General features: G+C 69.9%; 20 protein-coding genes and 1 pseudogene. 6 read left to right on the top strand and 15 right to left on the bottom strand.

Annotation, left to right across the window (positions count from 1 at the left end; genetic code table 11):
- Positions 1–294: 294 nt before the first annotated feature.
- Positions 295–663, top strand: a complete 369-nt coding sequence (locus ACYVK3_RS18280) for a MerR family transcriptional regulator (protein WP_460498771.1) — start codon at positions 295–297, stop codon at positions 661–663.
- Between the two features lie 364 nt (positions 664–1,027).
- On the top strand, positions 1,028–1,600 hold the full coding sequence (locus ACYVK3_RS18275) for a PadR family transcriptional regulator (RefSeq protein WP_460498770.1): 573 nt from the start codon (positions 1,028–1,030) through the stop codon (positions 1,598–1,600).
- On the opposite strand, the gene ACYVK3_RS18270 is transcribed toward ACYVK3_RS18275, so the two are convergent.
- Positions 1,593–2,939, bottom strand: a complete 1,347-nt coding sequence (locus tag ACYVK3_RS18270; protein WP_460498769.1) for an Hsp70 family protein — start codon at positions 2,937–2,939, stop codon at positions 1,593–1,595. The two genes, ACYVK3_RS18275 and ACYVK3_RS18270, sit on opposite strands and share 8 nt — an antisense overlap.
- A 582-nt stretch (positions 2,940–3,521) precedes the next feature.
- Between ACYVK3_RS18270 and ACYVK3_RS18265 the strand changes: the two genes are divergently transcribed.
- On the top strand, positions 3,522–3,863 hold the full coding sequence (locus ACYVK3_RS18265) for an RNA polymerase-binding protein RbpA (RefSeq protein WP_026924704.1): 342 nt from the start codon (positions 3,522–3,524) through the stop codon (positions 3,861–3,863).
- A 23-nt stretch (positions 3,864–3,886) separates the two neighbouring features.
- Here the strand turns inward: ACYVK3_RS18265 and ACYVK3_RS18260 are convergent, their stop codons facing one another.
- From ACYVK3_RS18260 to ACYVK3_RS18230, 7 genes are all read right to left on the bottom strand, one after another.
- On the bottom strand, positions 3,887–4,381 hold the full coding sequence (locus ACYVK3_RS18260; protein WP_460498768.1) for an FxsA family protein: 495 nt from the start codon (positions 4,379–4,381) through the stop codon (positions 3,887–3,889).
- Complete coding sequence (locus tag ACYVK3_RS18255) at positions 4,378–5,172, bottom strand: polyprenol monophosphomannose synthase (protein ID WP_460498767.1); 795 nt, start codon at positions 5,170–5,172, stop codon at positions 4,378–4,380. Before ACYVK3_RS18255 ends, ACYVK3_RS18260 begins: the two co-directional genes overlap by 4 nt.
- An 11-nt stretch (positions 5,173–5,183) precedes the next feature.
- Positions 5,184–6,881, bottom strand: coding sequence for an apolipoprotein N-acyltransferase (gene lnt / locus ACYVK3_RS18250; RefSeq protein ID WP_460498766.1), 1,698 nt, complete (start codon positions 6,879–6,881; stop codon positions 5,184–5,186).
- A 493-nt stretch (positions 6,882–7,374) separates the two neighbouring features.
- The gene (locus ACYVK3_RS18245; RefSeq protein WP_460498765.1) at positions 7,375–8,913 is read right to left on the bottom strand and encodes an amidohydrolase; all 1,539 of its coding nucleotides are present in this window, start codon (positions 8,911–8,913) and stop codon (positions 7,375–7,377) included.
- A 12-nt stretch (positions 8,914–8,925) separates the two neighbouring features.
- Positions 8,926–9,672, bottom strand: a complete 747-nt coding sequence (locus ACYVK3_RS18240) for an amino acid ABC transporter ATP-binding protein (protein WP_460498764.1) — start codon at positions 9,670–9,672, stop codon at positions 8,926–8,928.
- Entirely contained in the window at positions 9,669–10,475 is an 807-nt protein-coding gene (locus tag ACYVK3_RS18235) for an amino acid ABC transporter permease (RefSeq protein WP_460498763.1), read from the bottom strand. Before ACYVK3_RS18235 ends, ACYVK3_RS18240 begins: the two co-directional genes overlap by 4 nt.
- Complete coding sequence (locus tag ACYVK3_RS18230; protein ID WP_460498762.1) at positions 10,475–11,254, bottom strand: type 2 periplasmic-binding domain-containing protein; 780 nt, start codon at positions 11,252–11,254, stop codon at positions 10,475–10,477. Before ACYVK3_RS18230 ends, ACYVK3_RS18235 begins: the two co-directional genes overlap by 1 nt.
- Before the next feature lie 160 nt (positions 11,255–11,414).
- Here ACYVK3_RS18230 and ACYVK3_RS18225 point away from each other — a divergent pair, with 160 nt between their 5' ends.
- The gene (locus tag ACYVK3_RS18225) at positions 11,415–12,317 is read left to right on the top strand and encodes a 5'-3' exonuclease (RefSeq protein ID WP_460498761.1); all 903 of its coding nucleotides are present in this window, start codon (positions 11,415–11,417) and stop codon (positions 12,315–12,317) included.
- Between the two features lie 431 nt (positions 12,318–12,748).
- Here ACYVK3_RS18225 and ACYVK3_RS18220 read toward each other — a convergent pair whose 3' ends face one another.
- Positions 12,749–13,150: a DUF5980 family protein gene (locus ACYVK3_RS18220; RefSeq protein ID WP_460498760.1), complete on the bottom strand. Its 402-nt coding sequence runs from the start codon at positions 13,148–13,150 to the stop codon at positions 12,749–12,751.
- Positions 13,151–13,468: 318 nt separating this feature from the next.
- On the opposite strand from ACYVK3_RS18220, the pseudogene ACYVK3_RS18215 reads away from it, so the two are divergent.
- Positions 13,469–13,672, top strand: a pseudogene (locus tag ACYVK3_RS18215) (Atu4866 domain-containing protein); the annotation flags it as partial.
- A 162-nt stretch (positions 13,673–13,834) separates the two neighbouring features.
- Here the strand turns inward: ACYVK3_RS18215 and ACYVK3_RS18210 are convergent.
- Positions 13,835–16,570 carry a DEAD/DEAH box helicase gene (locus ACYVK3_RS18210; protein ID WP_460498759.1) on the bottom strand — a complete coding sequence of 912 codons (2,736 nt, stop codon included), beginning with the start codon at positions 16,568–16,570 and terminating at the stop codon, positions 13,835–13,837.
- Between the two features lie 146 nt (positions 16,571–16,716).
- Here ACYVK3_RS18210 and ACYVK3_RS18205 point away from each other — a divergent pair, with 146 nt between their 5' ends.
- Positions 16,717–17,406: an HAD family hydrolase gene (locus ACYVK3_RS18205; protein ID WP_460498834.1), complete on the top strand. Its 690-nt coding sequence runs from the start codon at positions 16,717–16,719 to the stop codon at positions 17,404–17,406.
- A 66-nt stretch (positions 17,407–17,472) separates the two neighbouring features.
- On the opposite strand, the gene tatC is transcribed toward ACYVK3_RS18205, so the two are convergent.
- The 5 genes from tatC to ACYVK3_RS18180 all read right to left on the bottom strand — a co-directional run bounded on the left by tatC (position 17,473) and on the right by ACYVK3_RS18180 (position 21,059).
- On the bottom strand, positions 17,473–18,438 hold the full coding sequence (tatC, locus tag ACYVK3_RS18200) for a twin-arginine translocase subunit TatC (RefSeq protein ID WP_460498758.1): 966 nt from the start codon (positions 18,436–18,438) through the stop codon (positions 17,473–17,475).
- A 21-nt stretch (positions 18,439–18,459) separates the two neighbouring features.
- Entirely contained in the window at positions 18,460–18,744 is a 285-nt protein-coding gene (tatA, locus tag ACYVK3_RS18195) for a Sec-independent protein translocase family protein (RefSeq protein ID WP_460498757.1), read from the bottom strand.
- Between the two features lie 190 nt (positions 18,745–18,934).
- A complete protein-coding gene (locus tag ACYVK3_RS18190) occupies positions 18,935–19,144 on the bottom strand; it encodes a hypothetical protein (protein WP_460498756.1) in 210 nt (69 codons plus the stop codon).
- Positions 19,141–20,088: a helix-turn-helix transcriptional regulator gene (locus ACYVK3_RS18185; RefSeq protein ID WP_460498755.1), complete on the bottom strand. Its 948-nt coding sequence runs from the start codon at positions 20,086–20,088 to the stop codon at positions 19,141–19,143. Before ACYVK3_RS18185 ends, ACYVK3_RS18190 begins: the two co-directional genes overlap by 4 nt.
- Positions 20,085–21,059: a helix-turn-helix transcriptional regulator gene (locus ACYVK3_RS18180; RefSeq protein ID WP_460498754.1), complete on the bottom strand. Its 975-nt coding sequence runs from the start codon at positions 21,057–21,059 to the stop codon at positions 20,085–20,087. Before ACYVK3_RS18180 ends, ACYVK3_RS18185 begins: the two co-directional genes overlap by 4 nt.
- Positions 21,060–21,062: the final 3 nt, after the last annotated feature.

Below are 21,062 nucleotides of genomic sequence, written 5' to 3'. Positions count from 1 at the left end.
GGTCGGTGATGTCGAGCTGGAGGGGTTCGACGCCGGGAAGGTCGATGCTCTCGGGATTGCGCGCCGCGGCGTAGACCTTGGTCGCGCCGCGTTCGAGGAGCTGCTGCGCGAAGTGGCGGCCGATACCGCGGTTGGCACCGGTGACGAGGGCGGCTGAGTCGTGGATCTTCATGGGGACTCCAGGAGGCTTGCGTAGGTGTCGAACGGTGGGTTCATGGCCTACGCTAAGACCTGACGCCAGGGTCAGGGGCAAGCGATGTGTTGCAGCCCATAGGGGTAAGGGAACAGGTGCGGATGCGGATCGGAGAGCTTGCCGAGGCCACGGGCGCCAGTGTGCGGGCGCTGCGGTACTACGAGGAGCAGGGGCTGCTCGAGTCCGAGCGGAGCGCGCGAGGGCAGCGGCGGTACGGGCCGGAGGCGGTGGAGAAGGTGCGGTGGATCCGGCAGCTGCTTGCGGCAGGAGTGCCGAGCCGGGCGATCGTGAAGCTGCGCAAGTGCGACAAGGACGGGAAGGCCACCGCCGAGGAAGTGGCGATCTTGGAGGCTGAGCGCGACCGCATCGACAACCTGGTCAAGCACCTGACCGCCACCAGGGAGCGCCTCGACTACATGGTGGCCGTCTCCGCCCCCGATGCCGCGAACGACACCGTGCCGAAAGCCTGACGGCCACCGGCTCGCTCGAGGTCGGTGCCAGTGACTTCACGACGCCGACAAGGTCGGGACACGCCCTCCACTCAGGTCGCTCGCCGACGTGTACCCGCGCGCTGAATCGATCCGCGAGCTCGGGCGATACAAGGATTGACGGGCCGTCAGCGGGGGCGCACCGGTCTGTCTGTTCGGTGAGCGCGCGGGCGAAGCCCGCGCTCCTTCTTCTGGCTTCGGATGGCCTTGGGATGCAGAGAAGGTCCATTACCTCGAAGTCGATATATATTCCATTGAGAACCAACGTGACCCGATGGCGTTGGACGCGACGGACAGTGTTTGCCTTGGAGTCGATATATATTGTGGAATCTGCGATGATACGGGCATGTTGAAGATGGCCATACTCGGATTCCTGCGGGACTTCCCGCTCCACGGCTACGACCTGAAGAACCGCGTCGCCGCACTGGCCGGCCACGTCCGGCCCATCGCCGACGGCACGCTCTATCCCACCATCAAGAAGCTCGAAGAGGCCGGGTGCCTCACCAGGCGCACGGCGCCCGGCTCGGTCGCCGCGCCCCGCCATATGCTCGAGATCACCCAGGAGGGCACCGACCAGCTGCGCCGGTGGCTGCGCAACCCCGAGCCGGTCTTCATCACCGACGACAACAAGTGGTACGTGCTCCTGGCATTCCTCCACCACCTGGAGAACCCGCGAGAGCAGTCGCTCGTGCTCGCCAGGCGGCGCACCTTCCTCGACCAGCCCACGCAGTTGTTCTTCGACGAGCACTCCAGGCCCATTCCCGCCGAGCAGCTCGAATCGCCGTTCCGCAAGGGCCTCATGCAGATCCACCGCTCGGTGAATCTGACCGAGATCGACTGGCTGGAGAGCCAGATAGCCGAGCTCAACCGGCGCGCCGGTTACACGGTGCGCCAGCGCAGCGGCGAGGAGATCAGTTGAGGATGTTGAGCAGCAGAATGAAGAAGACCACGAGCAGGACCACCACGGTCACGGCGGTGACCAGCACCGCGGGCTCCTGATGGAGCGGCCTGCGTCCGACGGGGGCCTGCTGCGCCATCACGTGCGGCGACTGCTGGGGCGGGTGCATGATCGGGTTCTGCGGAGGGAGCATCTGCGGCGCCTGCACCGGCGGACGCGGCCCGGAGGTCATCGCGCCCGAGGGGGAGACGGGGCCGCCCGAGGTCGGCCCGGTCGGCGGCAGCTCCGCGTGCGCCGGGCCGGTGGAGGCACGCACGGCGCCTTCGACGACGACGGTCTCGGGCTGCTCGAACGTCTGCGGCGGCACGCCCACCTTGGTGTGGATCAGCTGCGAGATCATCGGGATGCGCGAGGAGCCGCCGACGAGGAAGATGCCCACCAGGTCGGCCGGGTTCAATCGCGCGGCGCCGATGGCCTTCTGGAGGCAGTCGACGGTGCGCTCCAGCGGCGGTCGCGCGATGTCCTCGAACTCCGGGCGGGTCAGGTGCGCGTCGACCTCCAGGGCCGGCAGGTGGATGTCGGCGCTCGCGGTGCGCGAGAGCGTCTCCTTGGCGCCGCGGACGTCCTCATAGAGCATGCGCCGGTAGCGGCGGTCGCGGTCGTCGGCGGGGTTGAGCAGGCGGCGCCAGTCCTCGGGGTGTGAGGCGCCGTAGGTCTTGCCGAGGTGTTCGACGATGCCGTGGTCGAAGTCGAGACCGCCGATGTCGCCGATGCCTTCCTCGGCGAGGACTTCGAAGCCGGTCTGGGTGCGGCGCACCACGGTCGCGTCGAAGGTGCCGCCACCGAGGTCGTAGATCGCCAGGCTGCGTCCGGGCGGGACGGCGGTGCCGAGCACGGAGGTGAAATAGGACGCCGCCGCGACAGGCTCGGGGATGAGCTGGGGCGCGGGCAGTCCGGCGAGGCGGGCCGCGTCGACGAGGATCGAGCGGCGCCGCTCGCCCCACCGCGCCGGGTGGGTCAGGCGGACCTGCCCGGGCATCTGGCCGGCCTGGCGCTGCGCCTCGAGGGCCACCTGCTGGAGCACATAGGCGAACACCTGCGGCACCGGGATCTCGGAGGTTCCGAGGAAGACCGAGCCGTCGTCGATGCGGCGCTTCGGGTTCGGTTCGAAGCGGGAGGGGTCCATCCGGGCGTTGCGCTCGGCGTCGCGTCCGACGAGCATGCGGCCGTCGGAGTTGTAGTAGACCGCCGAGGGCAGGATCGGCGCACCGTCGAACAGCAGCGGGCGGACGCGGCCGTCGGCCGAGCGCAGCACGGCGACGGTGTTCGAGGTTCCGAAATCGATTCCAAGCACGTGCATGTGAGTACTCCTTGTCTGCCCCACACCATACTGGTTCCGTCCACTCCGGCTGAGACCCTGTCGGCCGTCGTCGGAGTGTTGGCGAACGTTTGCGCGGCGGCGCGGGACGGCCGCCGACCGGCGGTTTCGCCACCGGCGCGGTTACTGATCGGTAATATCGGCCGGCTTCCGTTTCACCTGCGATTCGCGCCCGCTCGCCGGGCCGTGGGGCCCGTTCCGCGCGGGCGCCGGCGGACTGGGCGACCGGGACGGTGCGACAGGGGCGTCGGAGCGCAGCGGTGAAGCCGCCGCATCGATTTCGCGCATCGTCGTGGCGGAATTGTGACGGTGTTGTGTCACACTTCAAGGGGACGACCGTGGCGGACCGAGCCGTCCCGCGTCACACTTGGGGGTCGACGTCGGGAAACATTGGGCCCGGTCGCGGCGTTACACAGTGTGGATCCCAGAACTCGGCGTGATCGACTGGGGTGGCCGCCCTCGCGGCGAACAGCGAGTTCGCCTTCGCGGCGACGCTCGCGAGCCGCACCAGGGCAAGGTCAGCAGCGTATTTCCGGGCAAGTGCTCAAGAAAGTGCAGGGGAACATGGGCGACAGAATGCTGAGGGGCTCACGTCTCGGCGCCGTCAGCTACGAATCAGACCGCAACACGGAGCTGGCCCCGCGCCAGACCCGCGATTACGTGTGCCCGCAGGGCCACCGCTTCGAGGTGCCCTTCGCCGTCGAGGCCGAGATCCCGCTCACGTGGGAGTGCCGGCTCGACGGCTCCACGGCCAAGCTCGTCGACGGCGAGGAGCCCGAGACGAAGAAGACGAAGCCGCCGCGCACGCACTGGGACATGCTGCTGGAGCGCCGCTCGATGGAGGAGCTCGAGGACATCCTCGACGAGCGTCTCCAGGAGATGCGCGCCCGCCGCGGCGAGCGCTAGAGCTCAAGGCTCTCGGGCTCCGGTCACTCGATGGACCGGGGCCCTTTCTCGTGTCCGGAGTCCGGTCCGGAGTCGCGCTCGTCGAGCACTTCCCCGTCGATGACGCCTCCGCCGCGCCCGAAGCGCACCGGAGGCGTCCTGGAGGCGATGTAGCGGCCCAGGCCGCGGAACAGCAGCCGCGAGGGCGGGAAGAGCAGCAGCAGGCCCACCAGGTCGGTCACGAACCCGGGGACGATGAGGCACACCGCCCCGGCCACCGCGTAGCCGTTCGGCATCTCGCGGGTGCCGCCCGAGTTGAGGTAGTCGCGGGCGGCCCGGAAGGACTTCGCGCCCACGTACTGGATCAGGGCCACCCCGATGAAGCTGGTGGCGATGAAGGCCAGCAGCGTATACCCCACCCCGATGAGCGATACCAGCCCGAAGAACGCCGCGGCCTCGGCGACGATCCAGACCGCGAGTGCGACCCGGAGGGGATAGGGCGCCCGTACGGGCGCGTTCGGCTCTCGGCGTTGCGTCACCGTTCAATCCTGCCACGCCCGAAGGCGCTCCGGAGTTGTCGGGCGCGATGGGCGATGCCCCAGCGCGTCACGTTCCGCAGCGCCTCGACGGTGATCGAGCGGTTCATCTTGGAGGCCCCGGCGCGCCGTTCGGTGAACGTGATGGGCACCTCGGCGATGGCCAGCCCGGCCCGGACCGCGCGCCAGGTCAGGTCGATCTGGAAGCAGTAGCCGAGGGAGGTGACGGTGTCGAGCTCGAGCTTGTTGAGGGCGTCGAGGCGATAGGCGCGGTAGCCGGCGGTGACGTCCTGGACGTCGAGTCCGAGCATGAGCCGGGTGTACACGCCAGCGCCCCGGGAGAGCAGGAGCCGGTGGAAGGGCCAGTTGCGGACCTTGCCGCCGGGCACGTAGCGCGAGCCGATCGCCAGATGGGCCTCGCCGAGCGCGTCCAGGAGCCGCGGCAGGTCGGCGGGGTCGTGGGAGCCGTCGGCGTCCATCTCGACGACGGTGCGGTATCCGTGCTCGCCGGCCCAGGCGAACGCGGCGACGTAGGCCGCACCGAGACCCTGCTTCTCGGCGCGGTGGAGCACGTGGATCTGGTCGTCGTCCGCGGCGAGGGCGTCGGCGATCCGGCCGGTGCCGTCGGGCGAGTTGTCGTCGACGATGAGCAGGTCCGCGGCGCGGCACGCGCGCCGCGCGGCCGCGACGGTGTGCTCGAGGTTGTCGCGTTCGTTGTAGGTGGGGATGGCGACGAGCGCCGGGCCGGGATCGCTCGTCTCCGTGCGCTCCTGCCGGTCCGGTGTGGTGCTCATGACGGTGCTCTCTAGGTCGGTTCGGTCTCCGCTTGCGCCGCCGTCTCGGCGTCCGACCGGCGCTGCCGCAGGTTGAACGCGACTGCGGCGGCCAGGGCGGCCAAGGCGGCGCCGGTGAGGACGGCTTCGGGCAGGATACCGGCTCGGGTGGCCGGTGTGGATTCCTCGGAAAGGGTGAGTTCCTGTTGGATGACGGCCTCGGTGTTGAAGCCGGTGGCCTGCTCGACGGTCCCGGTGTGGTCGGTGAAGCCGGAGACGCCGACGGTGGAGGCCATGAGCCCGTCGCGGCCGTGCTCGATGGAGCGGAGCTGCACCATGGCGAGCTGCTGCCGGGCCTCATTGGCGTCGAAGGTGGCGTTGTTGGTCTGGACGGCCATGAGCTGGGCGCCTTCGCGGATCGACTCGCGGGTCTCGTGGTCGAAGGCGACCTCGAAGCAGATCGATCCGGAGATGGTGAAGCCCGCGGCGGGGATGACGCCGGGTTCGGTGCCGGGCGTGAAGCCGGCGACCGCGTCGATGCCCTCGGCCATCCGCGGGTCGATCCAGCCGGCGATGGTGCGGAAGAAGCCCTTGTAGGGGACGTATTCGGCGAACGGCACGGGGTGCTGCTTGGCGTACATGAAGACCGGTCCCTCGACCGGGTCCCAGACGATGCTCATGTTGTAGCGGTCGCCGGCGTCGTCGGTGACCAGGCCGCCGAGGACGATGGGCGCGCCGATCGCGGCGGCGGCCTGGCTGATGAGCTGGTAGGCGTCGGGGTTGTTGACCGGGTCGATGTCGGAGGCGTTCTCGGGCCACACGACCAGGTCGGGGCGTACGGCGCTGCCCTCGTCGACGGCCTCGGCCAGTTCGAGCGTGGCGTTCACGTGGTTGTCGAGGACGGCGCGGCGCTGCTCGTTGAAGTCCAGGCCGAGGCGGGGCACGTTGCCCTGGACGACGGCGATGTCGACGCGCTCGCCGGCGGGCGCGGTCGAGCCGATGGGAAGGGCGAGGGGGCCGAAGACGGCCACGGCGGCCGCGGCGGTGAACGCGGCGCTCTTGCGCCAGTCGGGATGCCGCGTCATCGGCGAAGCCTGCGAGCCGTGAAGGTGCACCGCGGCGGTGAGGAGGAAGCCGCCGGCCAGGGCGACGAGGAAGGAGACCAGTGCCGCTCCGCCGAGCCAGGCGGCGTACGCGGTCGGCGCCTCGGCCTGGCTGAATGCCAGGCGTCCCCACGGGAAACCGCCGAAGGGCTGGTGGGAGCGCAGGGACTCCTGCGCGACCCAGGCCAGCGCGGTGAGCGGCGCCCAGGCCCACCGGTAGCGGTCGATCAGGCGTGAGGCGACGGCGAGACCGGCGCCGAGGGCGCCGGTGCCGAGCGCTTCGAGCGCGGACAGGAAGATCCAGGGCCACTGGCCGACCTGCGTCGAGGACCAGGCGAGCAGGGGCATGAAGAACGCCAGGCCGTAGACGAAGCCGATGCCCAGGCCACCGCGGAGGCGGCGGCGGTGGACGGCCGCGCCGAGGCCGGCGACGGAGACGGCCGCGAGGGGCCACCAGCCGTACGGCGGGAAGGCGAGCACGGCGAGAGCGCCGGAGGCGAGGGCGAGGGCGAGCGCGGCGGGGAGCGCCGGACGGCGGCCGTAGGGCGAGTCTACGAGGAGGGTGAGCCCGCGTCTGGTCCGCGCCTGCGGCTGCGGCTGCGCTTCGCGGTCGATGACGGTGCTCAAGAGGTGTGGCTCCTTCGTCGTATCAGTGCCGCTCAAGCCTACCTGCGGGCACGGCAAAGGGGCGTAGCTGTGTCCGGCTACGCCCCTCGCACGGGTTTCTCCCAGTCCCTGTACGGCCGGTGTCCCCTGCCGCGTCGGCTGGTGATCTTCGGACCAACTCGCAGCCATCTGGCTGATCGGCTGCGAGCTGTTGTCTAGGGATCACCTACGTCTGCTGCGGGTCCACCACCGGCGACCGGCTCGCCTTCCTCCGCCGACCCCCGCGATCTGGACCTGGCCGCCGGTGGCGGTGCGGCCGCGCCGCCACCTTGTCCAGTCTGCGTGGGAGCAAAGCAAGTCGAGTCGCCCCCGACGTTCGGCGATCTTCCGCTTTCCGGTCGTTCGCCGAGGACCAGACCACCGTAAGCCAATCCGTGCCGCTGGCGTCAACCGGGTCGGAATATTGGCCCGGTAATTTTTCTCGCATCCGGGAGCGGCGCATCGTCATCGCTGGTCAACTGCGGCGGTAGACGACGTGTCCTTCGGCGACGGTGATGGCGCACGTCGGATCGGGTGTGAGCGGGTCGCCCATATCGGGGAGGGCGCCGTCAGTGAGGTCCCACACGGCGAAATTGGCCCGCATGCCCGGCGCGAGCGAGCCGGAATCGGCGATGCCCAGCGCCCTCCAGCCGCCTCTGGTGGCGGCGGTGAACGCGGTGGCTGGCGCGAGGCGCATGCTCGGGTTGTGGTGGTGCACGGCGGCTCTGACGCCGCCCCAGGGGTCGAGCGGGGTGACCGGGGCGTCCGAGCCGAAGGCGAGCGGGATGCCGACGCCGGCCATGCGTGCGAGGGGGTTCGCCTCGAGGGCGGCCGGGATGCCCAGGCGCGCGGCGTACATGCCTTCGACGCCGCCCCAGGCGGCGTCGAAGGCCGGCTGGACGGAGGCGTGGACGCCGTGGTGGACCATGCGGGCGGTCAGGGCGGTGTCGAGCAGTTCGGCGTGCTCGATGCGGTGCCTGGCCTCGCGGAGCGCGTCCAGGCCGATCGCGGTCTCGGCGAGGTCGAGGCCGTCGAGGACGGTTTCGATGGCGCCGTCGCCGATGGCGTGGAAGGCGGCGCTCAGGCCGACGCGGTGGCAGTCGGCGAGGTGGTCGCGGACCTGCGCGGCGGTGAGGTACCGGGAGCCGCTGGTGGCGTCGTCGTCGCGGTAGGGCCGCCGAAGGTAGGCGGTGCGGGCGCCGAGGGACCCGTCGACGGACAGGTCGCCGCCGCAGCCGTGGGCGCCGAGATCGCGGGCCTTCTCGGCGGCGCACAGTTCGCCCCACCAGCCGTAGACGGCGGGGTTGCCGGGCTCGGTGCCGAGCGCGACGAGGCCGGCGAACTCGGCCTCGGTGTTCGGGTCGGCCTGCACGGGTACGGAGTGTTCGACGACGGCGGCGATGCCGAGGCTCGCGGCGCGGTCGAGCGCCGCCTGGGCGGTGGCGAGGCGCTGGGCGACCGGGACGGCGGCGCCGAGGTGGCCGCGGGCGGCCCGGTGGGCCATGCGTTTGAGGACGCCGCTGCCGACCGCGTGGTCGAGGGTGTGGATTTCGGGGTACTCGTCGAGGACGCGGGGGCCGGCGATGCCGATGTGCCCGCAGGCGCGCGAGAGATAGACCAGGCGGCCGCCGGCGGCGTTCTCGACCGCTTCGGGGCTCGGCAGGGCGGGGTCGTCCCAGGTGGTCTCGTCCCACCCGTGGGCGAGGACGACCGCGTCGGGCGGCAGGGAGCGCGAGAAGTCCGCGACCTTGTCGAGCATCGCGCGCGCGGACGGCACTCCCGCCAGGTGGAAGCCGGTCAGGGACGCGCCGGTGCCGGTGAGGTGGACGTGGGAGTCGACGAACGCGGGCGTGACCAGGGCGCCGTGGAGCTCGGCGGTCTCGTCGGCCGCGGGGGCCTCGGCGTCCGTGCCGACCCAGGCGATCGTGGTTCCTTCGACGAGCAGGGCCGTGGCGTCGGGCCTGGTCCGGCTCAGGACGCGGCCGCCGCGCCACAGTGTCTTGAGGTGGCTCATGCCTCCAGTGTCTCAGTCGACCGGATGGAGGACGCGGTGGAGGAAGCTCTGTGCGCGTTCGGTCTTGGGGTCGGTCAGGACCTGGGCGGGCGGTCCCTGCTCGACGATGACGCCGCCGTCGAGGAAGACGACCCGGTCGGCGACCTCGCGGGCGAAGCCCATCTCGTGGGTGACCACGAACATCGTCATGCCCTCGGAGGCCAGCCGCTTGATGACCGACAGGACCTCGCCGACCAGTTCGGGGTCGAGCGCGGAGGTCGGCTCGTCGAACAGCATGAGCCTTGGGCCCATGGCGAGCGCGCGGGCGATGGCGACGCGCTGCTGCTGGCCGCCGGACAGCTGCGCGGGCCGGGCGTCCTCTTTGCCTTCGACGCCGACCTCGTCCAGGCGCCGGCGGGCCTCGGCGTAGGCCTCTTCCTTGGGGCGGCCGAGGACGCGGCGCTGGGCGATCGCGACATTGTCGAGGATCGAGAGGTGGCTGAAGAGGTTGAAGTGCTGGAAGACCATGCCGATGTCGCGCCTGGCGGCGTCGAGGTCGACGTCGAGGCTCGTCATGTCGTGGCCCGCGGCCTCGACGGTGCCCTCGGTGGGCGCCTCGAGAAGGTTGACGCAGCGCAGCAGCGTCGACTTGCCGGACCCCGATGGCCCGATGAGGCACACCACTTCGCCTTCGGCGAGTTCGAGGTCGATGCCGCGCAGGACCTCGTTGTCGCCGAAGCGCTTGTGGAGGCCGCGGATCGTCACCAAAGGCTCGCTCATCGGCGGTCCCCCTTGTTCTCGAGACGGCGGGCCAGCATGGACAGCGGCACCGTCAACAGCAGGTAGAGCAGGCCGCCGATGAGCAGCGGGGTGGCGTTGGCCGTGGCGGTCAGCTCGGAGCGGGCGAACTTCGTCAGCTCCATGGTGGCGCTGGTGACGCCGAGGACGAACACCAGGGAGGAGTCCTTGGTCAGCATCACCAGTTCGTTGGTCAGCGGGGGCACGACGATGCGGAGCGCCTGCGGGAGCACGACGCTCATCATGGTGCGGGTGTAGCTCATGCCGAGGGATCTGGCCGCCTCGATCTGTCCCTTCGGGACGGCTTGGATACCGGCGCGGACGCTTTCGGCGATGTAGGCCGACGAGGTCAGGCCGAGGCCGAGGGCGACCTGCCCGTAGACGCCGCCGGGGTACTGGATGCCGGGGAATGCCTGTGGGACGCCGAAGCCGACCAGGAACAGCACCAGCAGGGCCGGCAGTCCGCGGAAGATCTCGACGTAGGCGGCGGCGAACCAGCGGTAGGGTGCGACGCTGGAGATGCGCATGAGCGCGATGGGGACGCCGACGACCATGCCGAAGGCGAACGCGAGGAGCGTGTAGGCGACGGTGTTCCCGAAGGAGGACCACACGTCCGGGAACATGTCGGCGGCGATGTCGGCGCGCAGGAAGGAGTCGGCGATGCGGCCCCAGTCGGCGAGCAGGGCGATGACGGCGACGACGGCCAGGGCGATGCCGTACTGAACGGCGCGTGCGATGCGTCGGCGCTGGCGCACCGTCAGTCCGGTCTTGGCTTCGGCGGTCACTATTCGAGTGCGTCCTCGGTGTAAGGCTCGCCGATCCACTTCTCGTAGATCTCGGCGTAGGTGCCGTCCTCGAAGGCCGCGTCGAGCATGGCGTTGACCTCGTCGAGCAGCTCGGTGTCGTCCTTGGCGACGGCGAAGCCGTAGTACTCCTCGGTCTCGATGGTCTCGACCTGTTCGAGGCCGTCGGCAACCTGGATCATCTCGGTCCAGGTGGCGAGGTCGGCGATGGAGGCGTCGACCTGGTCGGAGGTGAGCGCGGTGGCGATGTCGCCCATGGTGTCGTAGGCGACCGGCTCGAAGCCGTACTGGTCCATGACGGACTCGGCGTAGTCCTGGCCGGTGGTGGCGGACTGGACGGCGACTCGGGCGCCGTCGAGGTCGTCGAGCCCTTCGACGCCGGAGCCCTGCGGGGCGACGAGGGCCTGGTCGGCCCGGTAGTAGGGCTGGGACATGCCCATGGCCTCCTGGCGCTCCTCGGTGATGGTGATCCCGGCTGCGGCGATGTCGCAGGTGCCGGCATTGAGGGCGCTGCCCGACTGGATGGCGTCGAAGTCGATCTCGACGACCTCGACGGTCTGGTCGAGGCGGTCGGCGAGGAGATGCATCAGGTCCATGTCGAAGCCGACGTATTCGTCGTCCTCGACGGATTCGAAGGGCACGAACGGGACGTTCGTGCAGACGCTGAGGGTGTCGTCGTCCTCGGACGAGCATGCTGCGGCGGCGAGCCCGGTCCCGATCAGGGCCAGGGCCGCGGCGGCGCGGCGGGCATTGGTGTTCACCGGAATGCTCCTTATTTCTTTGCGGTCGAATGCCGATCTTCCAGGTCTCGTTCCTCCATCGTTGTGGCACCCGGCCGAGATTGTGGCAGGTTTCGCATTATGGGATGCATCGAATCGCCGTTCCTCATCACGGTCGGTCCGCCGTGAGACAGTGGTGTGCATGCTCATGCTCATCGACGCCGCGTCCCTTTGGTACCGGGCGTATTACGGTCTCCCCTCCTCGATCAAGGCGCCCGACGGGGCGCGCTCGGGCGCGGTGCGGGGCTTCTTCGACGGTTTGGCGACGCTGACCAGGCGCTTCTCCCCCACCGAGCTGGTCTGCTGTCTTGAGGGCAACTGGCGGCCGCAGTGGCGCCTCGACCTCATCGGGGAATACAAGGCGGCCAGGGCCCTCGATGACGGCTCGGAGGCCACGCCCGAGGGGCTCGACGAACAGGTCGCGGCCATCGAGGCGCTGCTGCCTGCGCTGGGGATCGCCACGGCGACGCACCCGGACTTCGAGGCCGACGACGTGATCGCGACCCTCGCGGAGCGCACCGCGGAGCCGGTCTGCGTGGTCACCGGCGACCGGGACCTGTTCCAACTGGTCGATGACGAGCGGGACCGCACAGTCGTATACCTCGCCCGTGGGATATCCAAAGCTGAAGTGTTCAATGGGGAGGCGGTCGCGACGAAGTTCGGCGTCGCCCCGAACCACTATGTGGACTTCGCGGTGCTCCGCGGCGACCCGTCCGACGGCCTGCCCGGTGTCAAGGGCATCGGTGCGAAGACGGCGATCAGCCTGGTGAACGCCTACGGCGGCATCAGCGGGATCCGCGCCGCCGCCGCGATGGAGGAAGACTCCGATCTGCCGGTCAGGCAGCGCCGGGCGATCCTGGAGGCCTCCGGGTACCTCGATCGGGCGCTGAAGGTCTCGACTGTGGTGTCAGATGTCGAGCTGCCGCTCATCGATTCAGGCCTGCCGAGCGAGCCGGCCGATCCGGAGACGGTCGAGGTATTGAGCGAGCGGTGGGGCATCGCGTCGGCGCTGCGCCGCTTCCATGAGGCTATCGGGTCGCGATAGGCCTGGTGAGGCCCGCAATGGAACTTGTGGGAACGGCGGGAACGGTGTGGGATGGTGGTCGCGCTGCGCTACAGGCGTCAACGACGAAAGGGGCGGTGCTTTGCGGAGGTTGTGTTGACGGGCGTTCGGACGAGGTGTGGGCCGGGGGCCAACCAGTGTCCGGTTTGTCTTGCAGCACAAGGTACATGGGCACGCCTGGGCGGGGCAACCTTGGTACCGCCGCCAGGTGGGGACTTCGTTCATTCCGGGGGCGCCCCGTCCCAGCAACCACACGCCCGCCAGGCGTCATTCCCAATGCCCCGCAACATAGCCCGAGACACCGCTCACGGCTGACTTCAAGCTTGTTCGAACCCGAATCCCGAGCTCAAGCACGAGAGGGGGCGCGGGACGGCCATGGGTCGGATCCGGCCGCCGCGCCCCGAGGCTGCGGTTCAGCAGCTCCACCCGTCTCCGGCATCGAACACGATCGGCATCGTCTGCGAGACCGTCCCGTCCGTGACGTGGAGGGTGGCCTGGTGCTCCCCGTACTCCAGACCCGGCAGGACTACGAAGAATCCGAGGATGTTGACATAGTCGGAGCCGTTGTCGCCCGGCGGGACCGACTCGGTGTAGCTGAGGACGGTGCCGCCTTCGGGCAGGCCCTGCAGCTCGGGTATGAGCGGGGCGTCCCAGGAGCCGGCGACGGCGGCGATGATGAAATAGCGGTGCGGCCGATCAGCGGGAACGCAGTACCGCTGCTCGTCGTCCGACAGATCCCAGGTGGCCGAAGTGGCCGAGGCGGCCGAGACGCTGAACGCCAAGCACATCGCCAGTCCGGCTACCGCTGCGAGCATCAACCTGATGGGGCGAGAGATCGTTCTCATTATGAACATCTTTCCTGCCGTGGTACCTCGTGGCCTCCCCCGCCAGAGCTGGTACCGGTAGTCCCTGAGACCTGGTGCGAGGGACGTTACCGCAAACCCGACACAAACTCAATTGATTGACGCTTCAATTAACAGATTTTTCTTTCCCGCGGTGGTGCTGTCTACATGCCGTGCCCGAGACCCCTTGTGCGGCAAGGAGGCGGCGGATGGCAGCACTGGAGGCCCCCATGCCGACGGCCAAGAGTCTCCGTTGCCGGACCTCAGCTTGAGGTTTGACGTGAGTGGTGTCTCGACGTCTGGATCGACACGAACGACTTCCTGCACCAGAAGCTCACTGCCGACAGGCGCTACGACGAGACCCGGGGCGGGCGCCCGCACGCCTACCAGGACCGCCCCTGAATCGACGGCGACCGGATCGACTACCTGGACGACCCCGGCTTCTGGGCCTTCGGGGAGCTCAAGAGCGACGAGCTGCACCACGCGGACTACGTCGCCCACGCCGCGGGACCCGCTCGGGAAGGCGGACTAGGAGTCCCGCTGTTCGGCTCGCGCGGGAGCCTGGCGCTCGCTCTCGATGGCCGCGCACGCCGTTCCAAGGGCCGCAGGAGGCCCGGCTTCGGCCGACAACATCGGGTGTGGCCGGCTTTCTGCCGGTCAGATGTCGGCGACGACGCCGCGCTTGATGGCGTCGACCGCGTCGAAGGCTTCGTCGGCCAGCTGGTTCGACGGCTTCGTGCCGATCACACGCGCCGCGGTGCCCATCTGGTGCAGCAGGTCGGCGGTGCGCCGGGCCCAGCGCACGAAGTCGCCTCCGGGCATCGGCCAAGGCCCGTCGGAGGCGGCCAGCGCCTTCGAGAGCTCCTCGCCACGTGTCCATCGGTATATCGGCCAGGCCAGGCCCAGTTGCGGCTTCGAGGTGAGCGACAGGCCCCGCTGGTTCTCTGCGCGGCGGATGGCCTCCCAGCGCCTGGCGGTGGCGGCGACGGCGTCGGTGATGGTGCCCGGCACGGCCACGAAGAACTCGTCTTCCTCGAAGCGCGATTCGTAGATGACCGTGGAGGCCACGGCCGCCAGCGACGGGGCGTCGAGGCCCTCCCAGACGCCGTCGCGCAGGCACTGGGCGACCAGCAGATCGGTTTCGCAGAAGATGTTGCGCAGTAGGCGGCCCGCCTTGGTGACGGTCTCGCCTTCGAGATAGCCGAACTCGGAGAGGACCTCGCGGACAGCCGTGAACTGGCGCGCCAGGGAGTGCTCGCGCCGACCGGCGCGGCGACGCAGCTGCTCCTCCTCGCGGTGGAGCCGCATCCAGCGCGAGGCGTGGACCGTGTGCAGGTGGGTCTCGGGGCACGAGCGGCACGGGTGGGCGCGAGCCTCCTCGCGCAGCTTCGCGATCTCGGGCGTCTCGGGTGCGCCTCCCCGCCTGGTGGGTTTGGCGGCGTCGCGGGTGGCTTCGCGCAGCGCCGAGGCCAGGTCCGCGCGTTCCTTCGGGTCCTTGCGGTTGAAGTGCTTGGGAATGCGGATACGCGTGGCGACCTCGACGCCGCCGTCGAACGCGGAGGTGTCGAGGCTGCCGGTCCAGCCGTCGGCGGTGACCACGGCCCAGCGCGGGTCGTGCCCGGCCTTGCGGTGGCTGGTGGTGCGCAGGAACACGGCCCAGCCGGCGTGCTTGCCGCGGTTGATCCACACGACGTCGCCGCCGCGCAGCTCCCCCAGCGACGTTCGGGCGGCGTCGCGGCGCGCGCCCTTGCGGCGCTTCTGGGCGCCGCGTTCGGCCTGCGAGAGCCGCTGCGTGATCTCGTAGTACTCCAGGAAGTCGCCGAAGTCGCACGCGGCGGCCTCGGCCGATTCGGCGGCCTTGCGGCCGAGGGCGCGGGCCTGCTCGGCGATGTGGACGGCCTCGGTGTCGGACTGGAACTGCGCGAACGAGGAGGCCAGCACTTCTTGGGCGCGATCGACGCCGGCGGCGCCGATGAGGTTGACGGCCATGTTGTAGGAGGGCGCGAACGACGAGTTCAGCGGGTAGGTGCGCTTGGAGGCGAGCCCGGCGACCTCCTTGGGGCGGATGTCCTCGGCCCAGACGGTGACGGCGTGTCCCTCGACGTCGATGCCGCGCCGCCCGGCCCGGCCGGTCAGCTGCGTGTACTGGCCGGGGGTGAGCATGACGTGGTCGGTGCCGTCGTACTTGATCAGCCGCTCGAGCACGACGGAGCGGGCGGGCATGTTGATGCCCAGCGCGAGGGTCTCGGTGGCGAAGACCGCCTTGAGCAGGCCGCGCTCGAACAGCTTCTCGACGACCTCCTTGAAGACCGGCAGCAACCCGGCGTGGTGGGCGGCGATGCCGGCGGCGAGCCCGTCGAGCCACCGCTCGAAGCCGACGGCCTCGAGGTCGCGGGCGTCGATGTGCGCGGTGGCGGCGGTGGCGTAGTCGAGGATCTCGTCGCGCTCGGCGCCGCCGGTGAGCTGCAGTCCGGCGCGGACGCACTCGTCGACGGCGGCGTCGCAGCCGGCGCGGGAGAAGATGAAGTAGATGGCCGGCAGCAGCCCGGCCCGGTCGAGGCGCTCGACGACGCGTCCGCGGTCGACGTGCGGACGGCCGCGACGCCGCCCGCCGCCGTGGCGTTCGGAGCGCTCGCGGGCGCGGGCGTCCTTCTTGAGCAGATCCTTGGAGACGTAGTCGCCGTCGGGCTCGAACAGGTCGAGCAGGGCGCCGCCGACCATCATGTGCTGCCACAGCGGCACGGGCCGGGTCTCGGAGACGACGACCTCGGTGGAGCCGCGCACGCTCTTGAGCCAGTCGCCGAACTCCTCGGCGTTGGAGACGGTCGCCGAGAGGCTCACCACGCGCACGTGCTGAGGCAGCTCGATGATGATCTCCTCCCACACGGCGCCGCGGAAGCGGTCGGCGAGGTAGTGGACCTCGTCCATGACCACGTACCGCAGGCCGCCCAGGGTCGGCGAGCCGGCGTAGATCATGTTGCGCAGGACCTCGGTGGTCATGACCACGATGGGGGCCTCGCCGTTGATGACGGTGTCGCCGGTGAGCAGCCCGACGTTCTCGGCGCCGTGGGCGGCGACGAGGTCGTTGAACTTCTGGTTGGAGAGGGCCTTGATGGGCGTGGTGTAGAAGCATTTGGCGCCCTCGGCCAGCGCGAGGTGGACGGCGAACTCCCCCACCACGGTCTTGCCCGCGCCGGTGGGCGCGCACACGAGCACGCCGTGGCCGTCCTCGAGGATGCGGCAGGCCTTGATCTGGAAGTCGTCGAGCGCGAACGGGTAGTCCTCGGCGAACGAGGCCAGTTCGGGCCAGCTCCGCCGTGCCTTGTCGGCGGCGTGGCGTTGGGCCGGGGATCGGTCGTCGGCGTAGTGCACGTCGCCGGTGGAAGACACCATGCGTTCAAGCCTAGTGCCCAAGGCCGACACCGGCACGGGCGCGCCGCACATGGTCACCCGGTTGTGACGACGCCTACACGGCCAGGTATCGTCCGGGTGTGCACCAGGATTCCTCACCAGGCGACGATGAGGGGGGCCGCGGCGGTATTGACGCGGTCCTGTTCGATTTCCACGGCACGTTGGCGCAGCTCGAACCCCTGACACGGTCGGTGTCGCTCGCGGCCGAGGCCTGCGGGCGAAGCCTGAACCCGCTGAGCGTGACGGCGCTGGCCGACGCGATCGGCGCGCAGGGTTGGCTCGGTTCCGGCATGGAGCCGCGGGTGCGCCCGCATTTCGCTGAGGCGTGGTCCGACCGCGATCTTGACGAGGATTCCCACCGAGAGGCGTTCACCGAGCTGGCCGCACAGGCCCACGGCGTGTTCGACGGCCTCGCGGAGGCCCTGTACGACCGTCTGGCGTCCCCCGAGGGCTGGGTCGCGTACGCGGACACCCTCGCGACGCTCGTGTCGCTCAAGGCGCAGGGCTATCCGATCGCGCTGGTGAGCAATATCGGCTTCGACGCGCGCCCGGTGCTGCGCCATCTGGGCATCGACCGGTTCATCGACGCGTGGATCCTGTCGTACGAGGTGGGTTTCTGCAAGCCCGACGAGAAGATCTTCTACGCCGCCTGCCACGCGCTCGATGTCGAGCCGTCCCGGGTGCTCATGGTGGGCGACTCGATCGCCGACGCCGGGGCGAGCCGGATCGGGGCGCGCACCTATCTGCTGCCGCACGCCGAGGCCGGGCGCATCGTCGGCCTCGAGGCGGTCCTGCGACTGGTGCGGGCCGGGGTCTGAGACCCCGGCCCGTTCACACTGACTCGGCCATTCGATCGGCTATCCGGTTGTTCGATCCGCTCGGGATCACGTGATGTCGTCGTAGCCGTCGACGCGCCTGCCGAGGCGGTTGCGTCGTTCGGGCTGGGCGTCGTCGTCGCCGAGGTCGTCGGGTCCGACCGGTGCGGCGGGTCCCACGTCATCGACGTTGCCGATGTCGGCGGCCTCGTCGTCGGACCACTGGTCCGGGTCGGTGACGCCACGCCGCTTGTCGTTGAGGTGGGCGACGCCGCATGCGGCGAGGTAGAGGATGAGCATGCAGATCGCGAGCGCGGTCATGCCGAACGGGTCGGGCGTGGGTGTGAACACCGCGGTGAACACGAAGCTCATCAGGACCACGATCCGCCACCAGCCGAGCATCCGCTTCGCGGTGACCAGCCCGAGCACGTTGAGCATCAACATGATCAGCGGGAACTCGAAGCCGATCCCGAACACCATCATGACCGCGATGTAGAAGTTGATGTAGCTCTCGAGGTTCAGGATGATGACCAGTTCTTCGCTCTGCAAGAGCATGATGAACTGGATGCCGTGGCTGACCACGAAGTAGGCCAGGACCGCGCCGGCCAGGAACAGCGGCGCGGCGATGGCGATGAACAGGTAGGCGTAGCGCCGCTCGTTGCGGTGCAGGCCCGGTGCGATGAACGCCCACAGCTGGTAGAGCCAGACCGGCGCGGTTCCGACCAGGGCCATGTACAGCGAGACCTTGAGGTAGAGGCCGATGTGGGAGATCGGCGAGTCCAGCGCGAAGTCGCAGGTGGCTCCGTCACCCGCCTCGGCTGCGGAGGCGCTCGAGTTGCAGTACGGGTCGGACAGGAATTTGATGATCTGCTCGGCGAAGGCCATGCCCACCGCCGTGCCGACCAAGATCACCAGGACCGAGATCAGCAGGCGGGTCCGTAGGTCCGCCAGGTGCTCCATGAGCGTCATGGAGCCGTCGGCGGCCCGCTGGAACTTGGACTTACGCTTTCCTTCGCGTCCCGGTTTCACAGCCATATTCGCTTGGCCGTGTCCGGACTAGCGAGTCTTCTTGCGGTCGGCGTCGACCGACTCGCCGTCGATCACGGACTCGTCGACCGGCTGCGGGGGCTCGAGCGGCTCACGGGAGTGCTTCGGCTCGGCACGCGGGTCGGTGTCGGTCTCAGGGTTGTTCGAGTCGGCCTTCATCGCCTCGGTCTCGGACTTGAGGATCCGCATCGAACGGCCCAGGCCCCTGGCCATGTCCGGAAGCTTCCTGGAGCCGAAGAGCAGCAGGATCACAATGACGAGAACGATGATGTGCCAGGGTTTCAATGCGCCCATTGTTGGATCCCTCCGGATGTAAGTCAGTGACGTGACCATCGTATGCCCGTCCGAGCAGCGACGGCCAGCGAGGCCGGAAGCGTCATCGTCGAGCCGGACAAGCATGACCGACCGTTGACCTTTCCGTCAACTCAGGAGGCTCTGGATGAGCCGATCTTTACCAGAATGTGGCTGCCGTGCGGGGTGGACGTCACTGCCGGGGCGTGCTTCCGGCTATGCGTTCGACGTCCGTCATGGTGGCGTTCAGTCGCTCCTGCAGCTCCTGCGCCTGTTCTGCGCGGTCTTTGAGCAGGTCGAGACCGACGTTGAGTTCTCGGACCCCGTTCAGCAGCTTCATGGCCGCGACCGCCAGGAGCACGAGCCCGGCGAGCGCCAGTACGCCCGATATCGCCCAGATCATGGCGACAGTCTAGCGGCCCCGGCGTATCGCTCGAGCGCAGCCCTCGCGGCGTCCCTGACCGATTCGCGCAGCTCGACCGGCGCGATGACCTCTGCCTCGCCGCCGAGACTGAGGACGAAGCGCCGCGCCCACTCCAGGTCGCGGGCGCGCATCCTGACCCGGCGGCGGCCTTCGGCTTCGCCGATGACCTCTTCACACGGGTAGGAGTCGGCGATCCACTTGCCGCCGGGGCCGACGCGCAGCTCGATGAGCGGCAGCTCGGCCTCCAGGAACGCCGTCGGCGCCGGCCCCTCGGCCTCGGCGTGGGGCGAGGCCGGTTCGTCGATGACGGTGCAGGCGTCGATCCGGTCGAGCCGGAACTGGCGGACCTCCCCCGCCGTGCGGCACCAGGCGCGCAGGTAGGCGTGCCCGTCGGCGGCGAGGACCTCGATCGGGTCGACGATGCGCTCGGAGGTGGAGTCGCGGCTGGCCGAGTAGTAGGTGATGCGGGCGGCGTTGCCGGACTCGACCAGGGCCGCGTAGCGCTCCACGTCGGTCTCGGCGACGGTGTCGCGCACGGGCACCTCGGCGGCCTCGACCCCGGCGGCGGCAGCGAGCTTGTCGAGCGCGGAGGCGATCGCGGCACGGTCGCCGACGCCGGGCGTGTCGGCGAGGACCCGCAGGGCGACCGACAGGGCCAGCGCCTCGTGGCCGGCCAGACGCACCGGCCGGTCCATGCCGGCGGCGAAGTTGACGCGGACGGTGTCGGCGTCGAAGGCGATGTCGATGAGGTCTCCGGGACCGTAGCCGGGCAGGCCGCACATCCACAGCAGCGTCAGGTCGGCCCGGATCTGGGCGACCGAAACGTCGAAGTCGACGGCGAGCTCGGCGATCGGCACGCCTTCGGGGCGGGCGACGAGGTAGGGCACCAGGTTCAGCAGCCTGGCCAGCCGGGTGTTGGTCATGCTGGGTCCTCCGCGAGGTTCTGGAGGCACGCGACGGTCTCCTTGACCAGTTCGGGCGGTTCGAGCACCAGGACGTCGGCGCCGAAGGAGGCGAGCCAGGAGGCGGTGAGGGCGGTGTCGGTGTACGAGAAGCACGCCTGGTCGCCTTCGGCGGTCCGCGGGCCGATCTGGTCGGCGCGGCGGCGCACGCCCCAGGCGGTGCGGGGCCGGACCAGGACGCGGGCGCGCGAGGGCGCCTGGTGCTCCTCCGCCGCGGAGGCGAAGGCGAGCACGTCGACGTCCTCGGGGATCGTGTAGGCGTCCTCGGGCCCGGTCAATCGCACGCTTCCGGTGATGCGGCCGAGTTTGAAGACGCGCTGGGCGCTCCGGTCGAGGTCGTAGCCGGCGACGTACCAGCGGCCGCGCCAGGCGGCGCAGCCCCACGGTTGGAGGCGGCGGCGCTGCGCGGTCTCGTCGCGCGCGCCGAGGTAGTCGAAGGCGACGACGCGGCGGGAGGCGATGGCCTCCAGCAGCGGCGAGAGCGCGGCTTCGGTGCCGGGCAGGGCCTTGACGGGGCTGGAGCCGGCGTGGGACTCGACGTCGATGCCGGCGGCGCGGAGCTTGCGCAGGGCCTGGGCGGTGCCGGACTGGAGTTCGGGCTGCTGCCAGAGCCTGGCGGCGGCCGCGACGGCGGCGGCCTCGGCGTCGGTGAACTCGATCTGCGGCAGCTCGAAGTCGCCGCGGGCGATGCGGTAGCCCGGTTCGGTGTCGAAGTAGGGATCGACGCCGGACTGGAGCGGCACGCCGATGCGGCGCAGCTCGGCCTTGTCGCGCTCGAACTTGCGCTGGAACGCTTCGTGGGCGCGCTTGTCCTCGGGGTCGTGCTCGTAGCCGGGGACGGTCCTGGCGATCTTGCTCGCCGTCTGGAACCGCCGCGACGACAGCAGGCACAACACCAGGTTCACCAGCCGTTCAGTGCGATCGTTCGACACCCG

Source organism: Glycomyces tarimensis (genome assembly GCF_054776215.1).
The sequence above is the reverse complement of the archived record's forward strand: the minus strand, read 5'-3'. Positions and strand labels throughout refer to the sequence as shown.

Excerpts from the sequence above, each read along its gene's own strand:
- ACYVK3_RS18280 (WP_460498771.1), top strand. The coding sequence starts at position 295 with ATGCGGATCGGAGAGCTTGCCGAGGCCACGGGCGCCAGTGTGCGGGCG.
- ACYVK3_RS18275 (WP_460498770.1), top strand. The coding sequence starts at position 1,028 with ATGTTGAAGATGGCCATACTCGGATTCCTGCGGGACTTCCCGCTCCAC.
- ACYVK3_RS18270 (WP_460498769.1), bottom strand. The coding sequence starts at position 2,939 with ATGCACGTGCTTGGAATCGATTTCGGAACCTCGAACACCGTCGCCGTG.
- ACYVK3_RS18265 (WP_026924704.1), top strand. The coding sequence starts at position 3,522 with ATGGGCGACAGAATGCTGAGGGGCTCACGTCTCGGCGCCGTCAGCTAC.
- ACYVK3_RS18255 (WP_460498767.1), bottom strand. The coding sequence starts at position 5,172 with ATGAGCACCACACCGGACCGGCAGGAGCGCACGGAGACGAGCGATCCC.
- ACYVK3_RS18245 (WP_460498765.1), bottom strand. The coding sequence starts at position 8,913 with ATGAGCCACCTCAAGACACTGTGGCGCGGCGGCCGCGTCCTGAGCCGG.
- ACYVK3_RS18240 (WP_460498764.1), bottom strand. The coding sequence starts at position 9,672 with ATGAGCGAGCCTTTGGTGACGATCCGCGGCCTCCACAAGCGCTTCGGC.
- ACYVK3_RS18225 (WP_460498761.1), top strand. The coding sequence starts at position 11,415 with ATGCTCATGCTCATCGACGCCGCGTCCCTTTGGTACCGGGCGTATTAC.
- ACYVK3_RS18220 (WP_460498760.1), bottom strand. The coding sequence starts at position 13,150 with ATGCTCGCAGCGGTAGCCGGACTGGCGATGTGCTTGGCGTTCAGCGTC.
- ACYVK3_RS18210 (WP_460498759.1), bottom strand. The coding sequence starts at position 16,570 with ATGGTGTCTTCCACCGGCGACGTGCACTACGCCGACGACCGATCCCCG.
- tatC (WP_460498758.1), bottom strand. The coding sequence starts at position 18,438 with ATGGCTGTGAAACCGGGACGCGAAGGAAAGCGTAAGTCCAAGTTCCAG.
- tatA (WP_460498757.1), bottom strand. The coding sequence starts at position 18,744 with ATGGGCGCATTGAAACCCTGGCACATCATCGTTCTCGTCATTGTGATC.
- ACYVK3_RS18190 (WP_460498756.1), bottom strand. The coding sequence starts at position 19,144 with ATGATCTGGGCGATATCGGGCGTACTGGCGCTCGCCGGGCTCGTGCTC.
- ACYVK3_RS18185 (WP_460498755.1), bottom strand. The coding sequence starts at position 20,088 with ATGACCAACACCCGGCTGGCCAGGCTGCTGAACCTGGTGCCCTACCTC.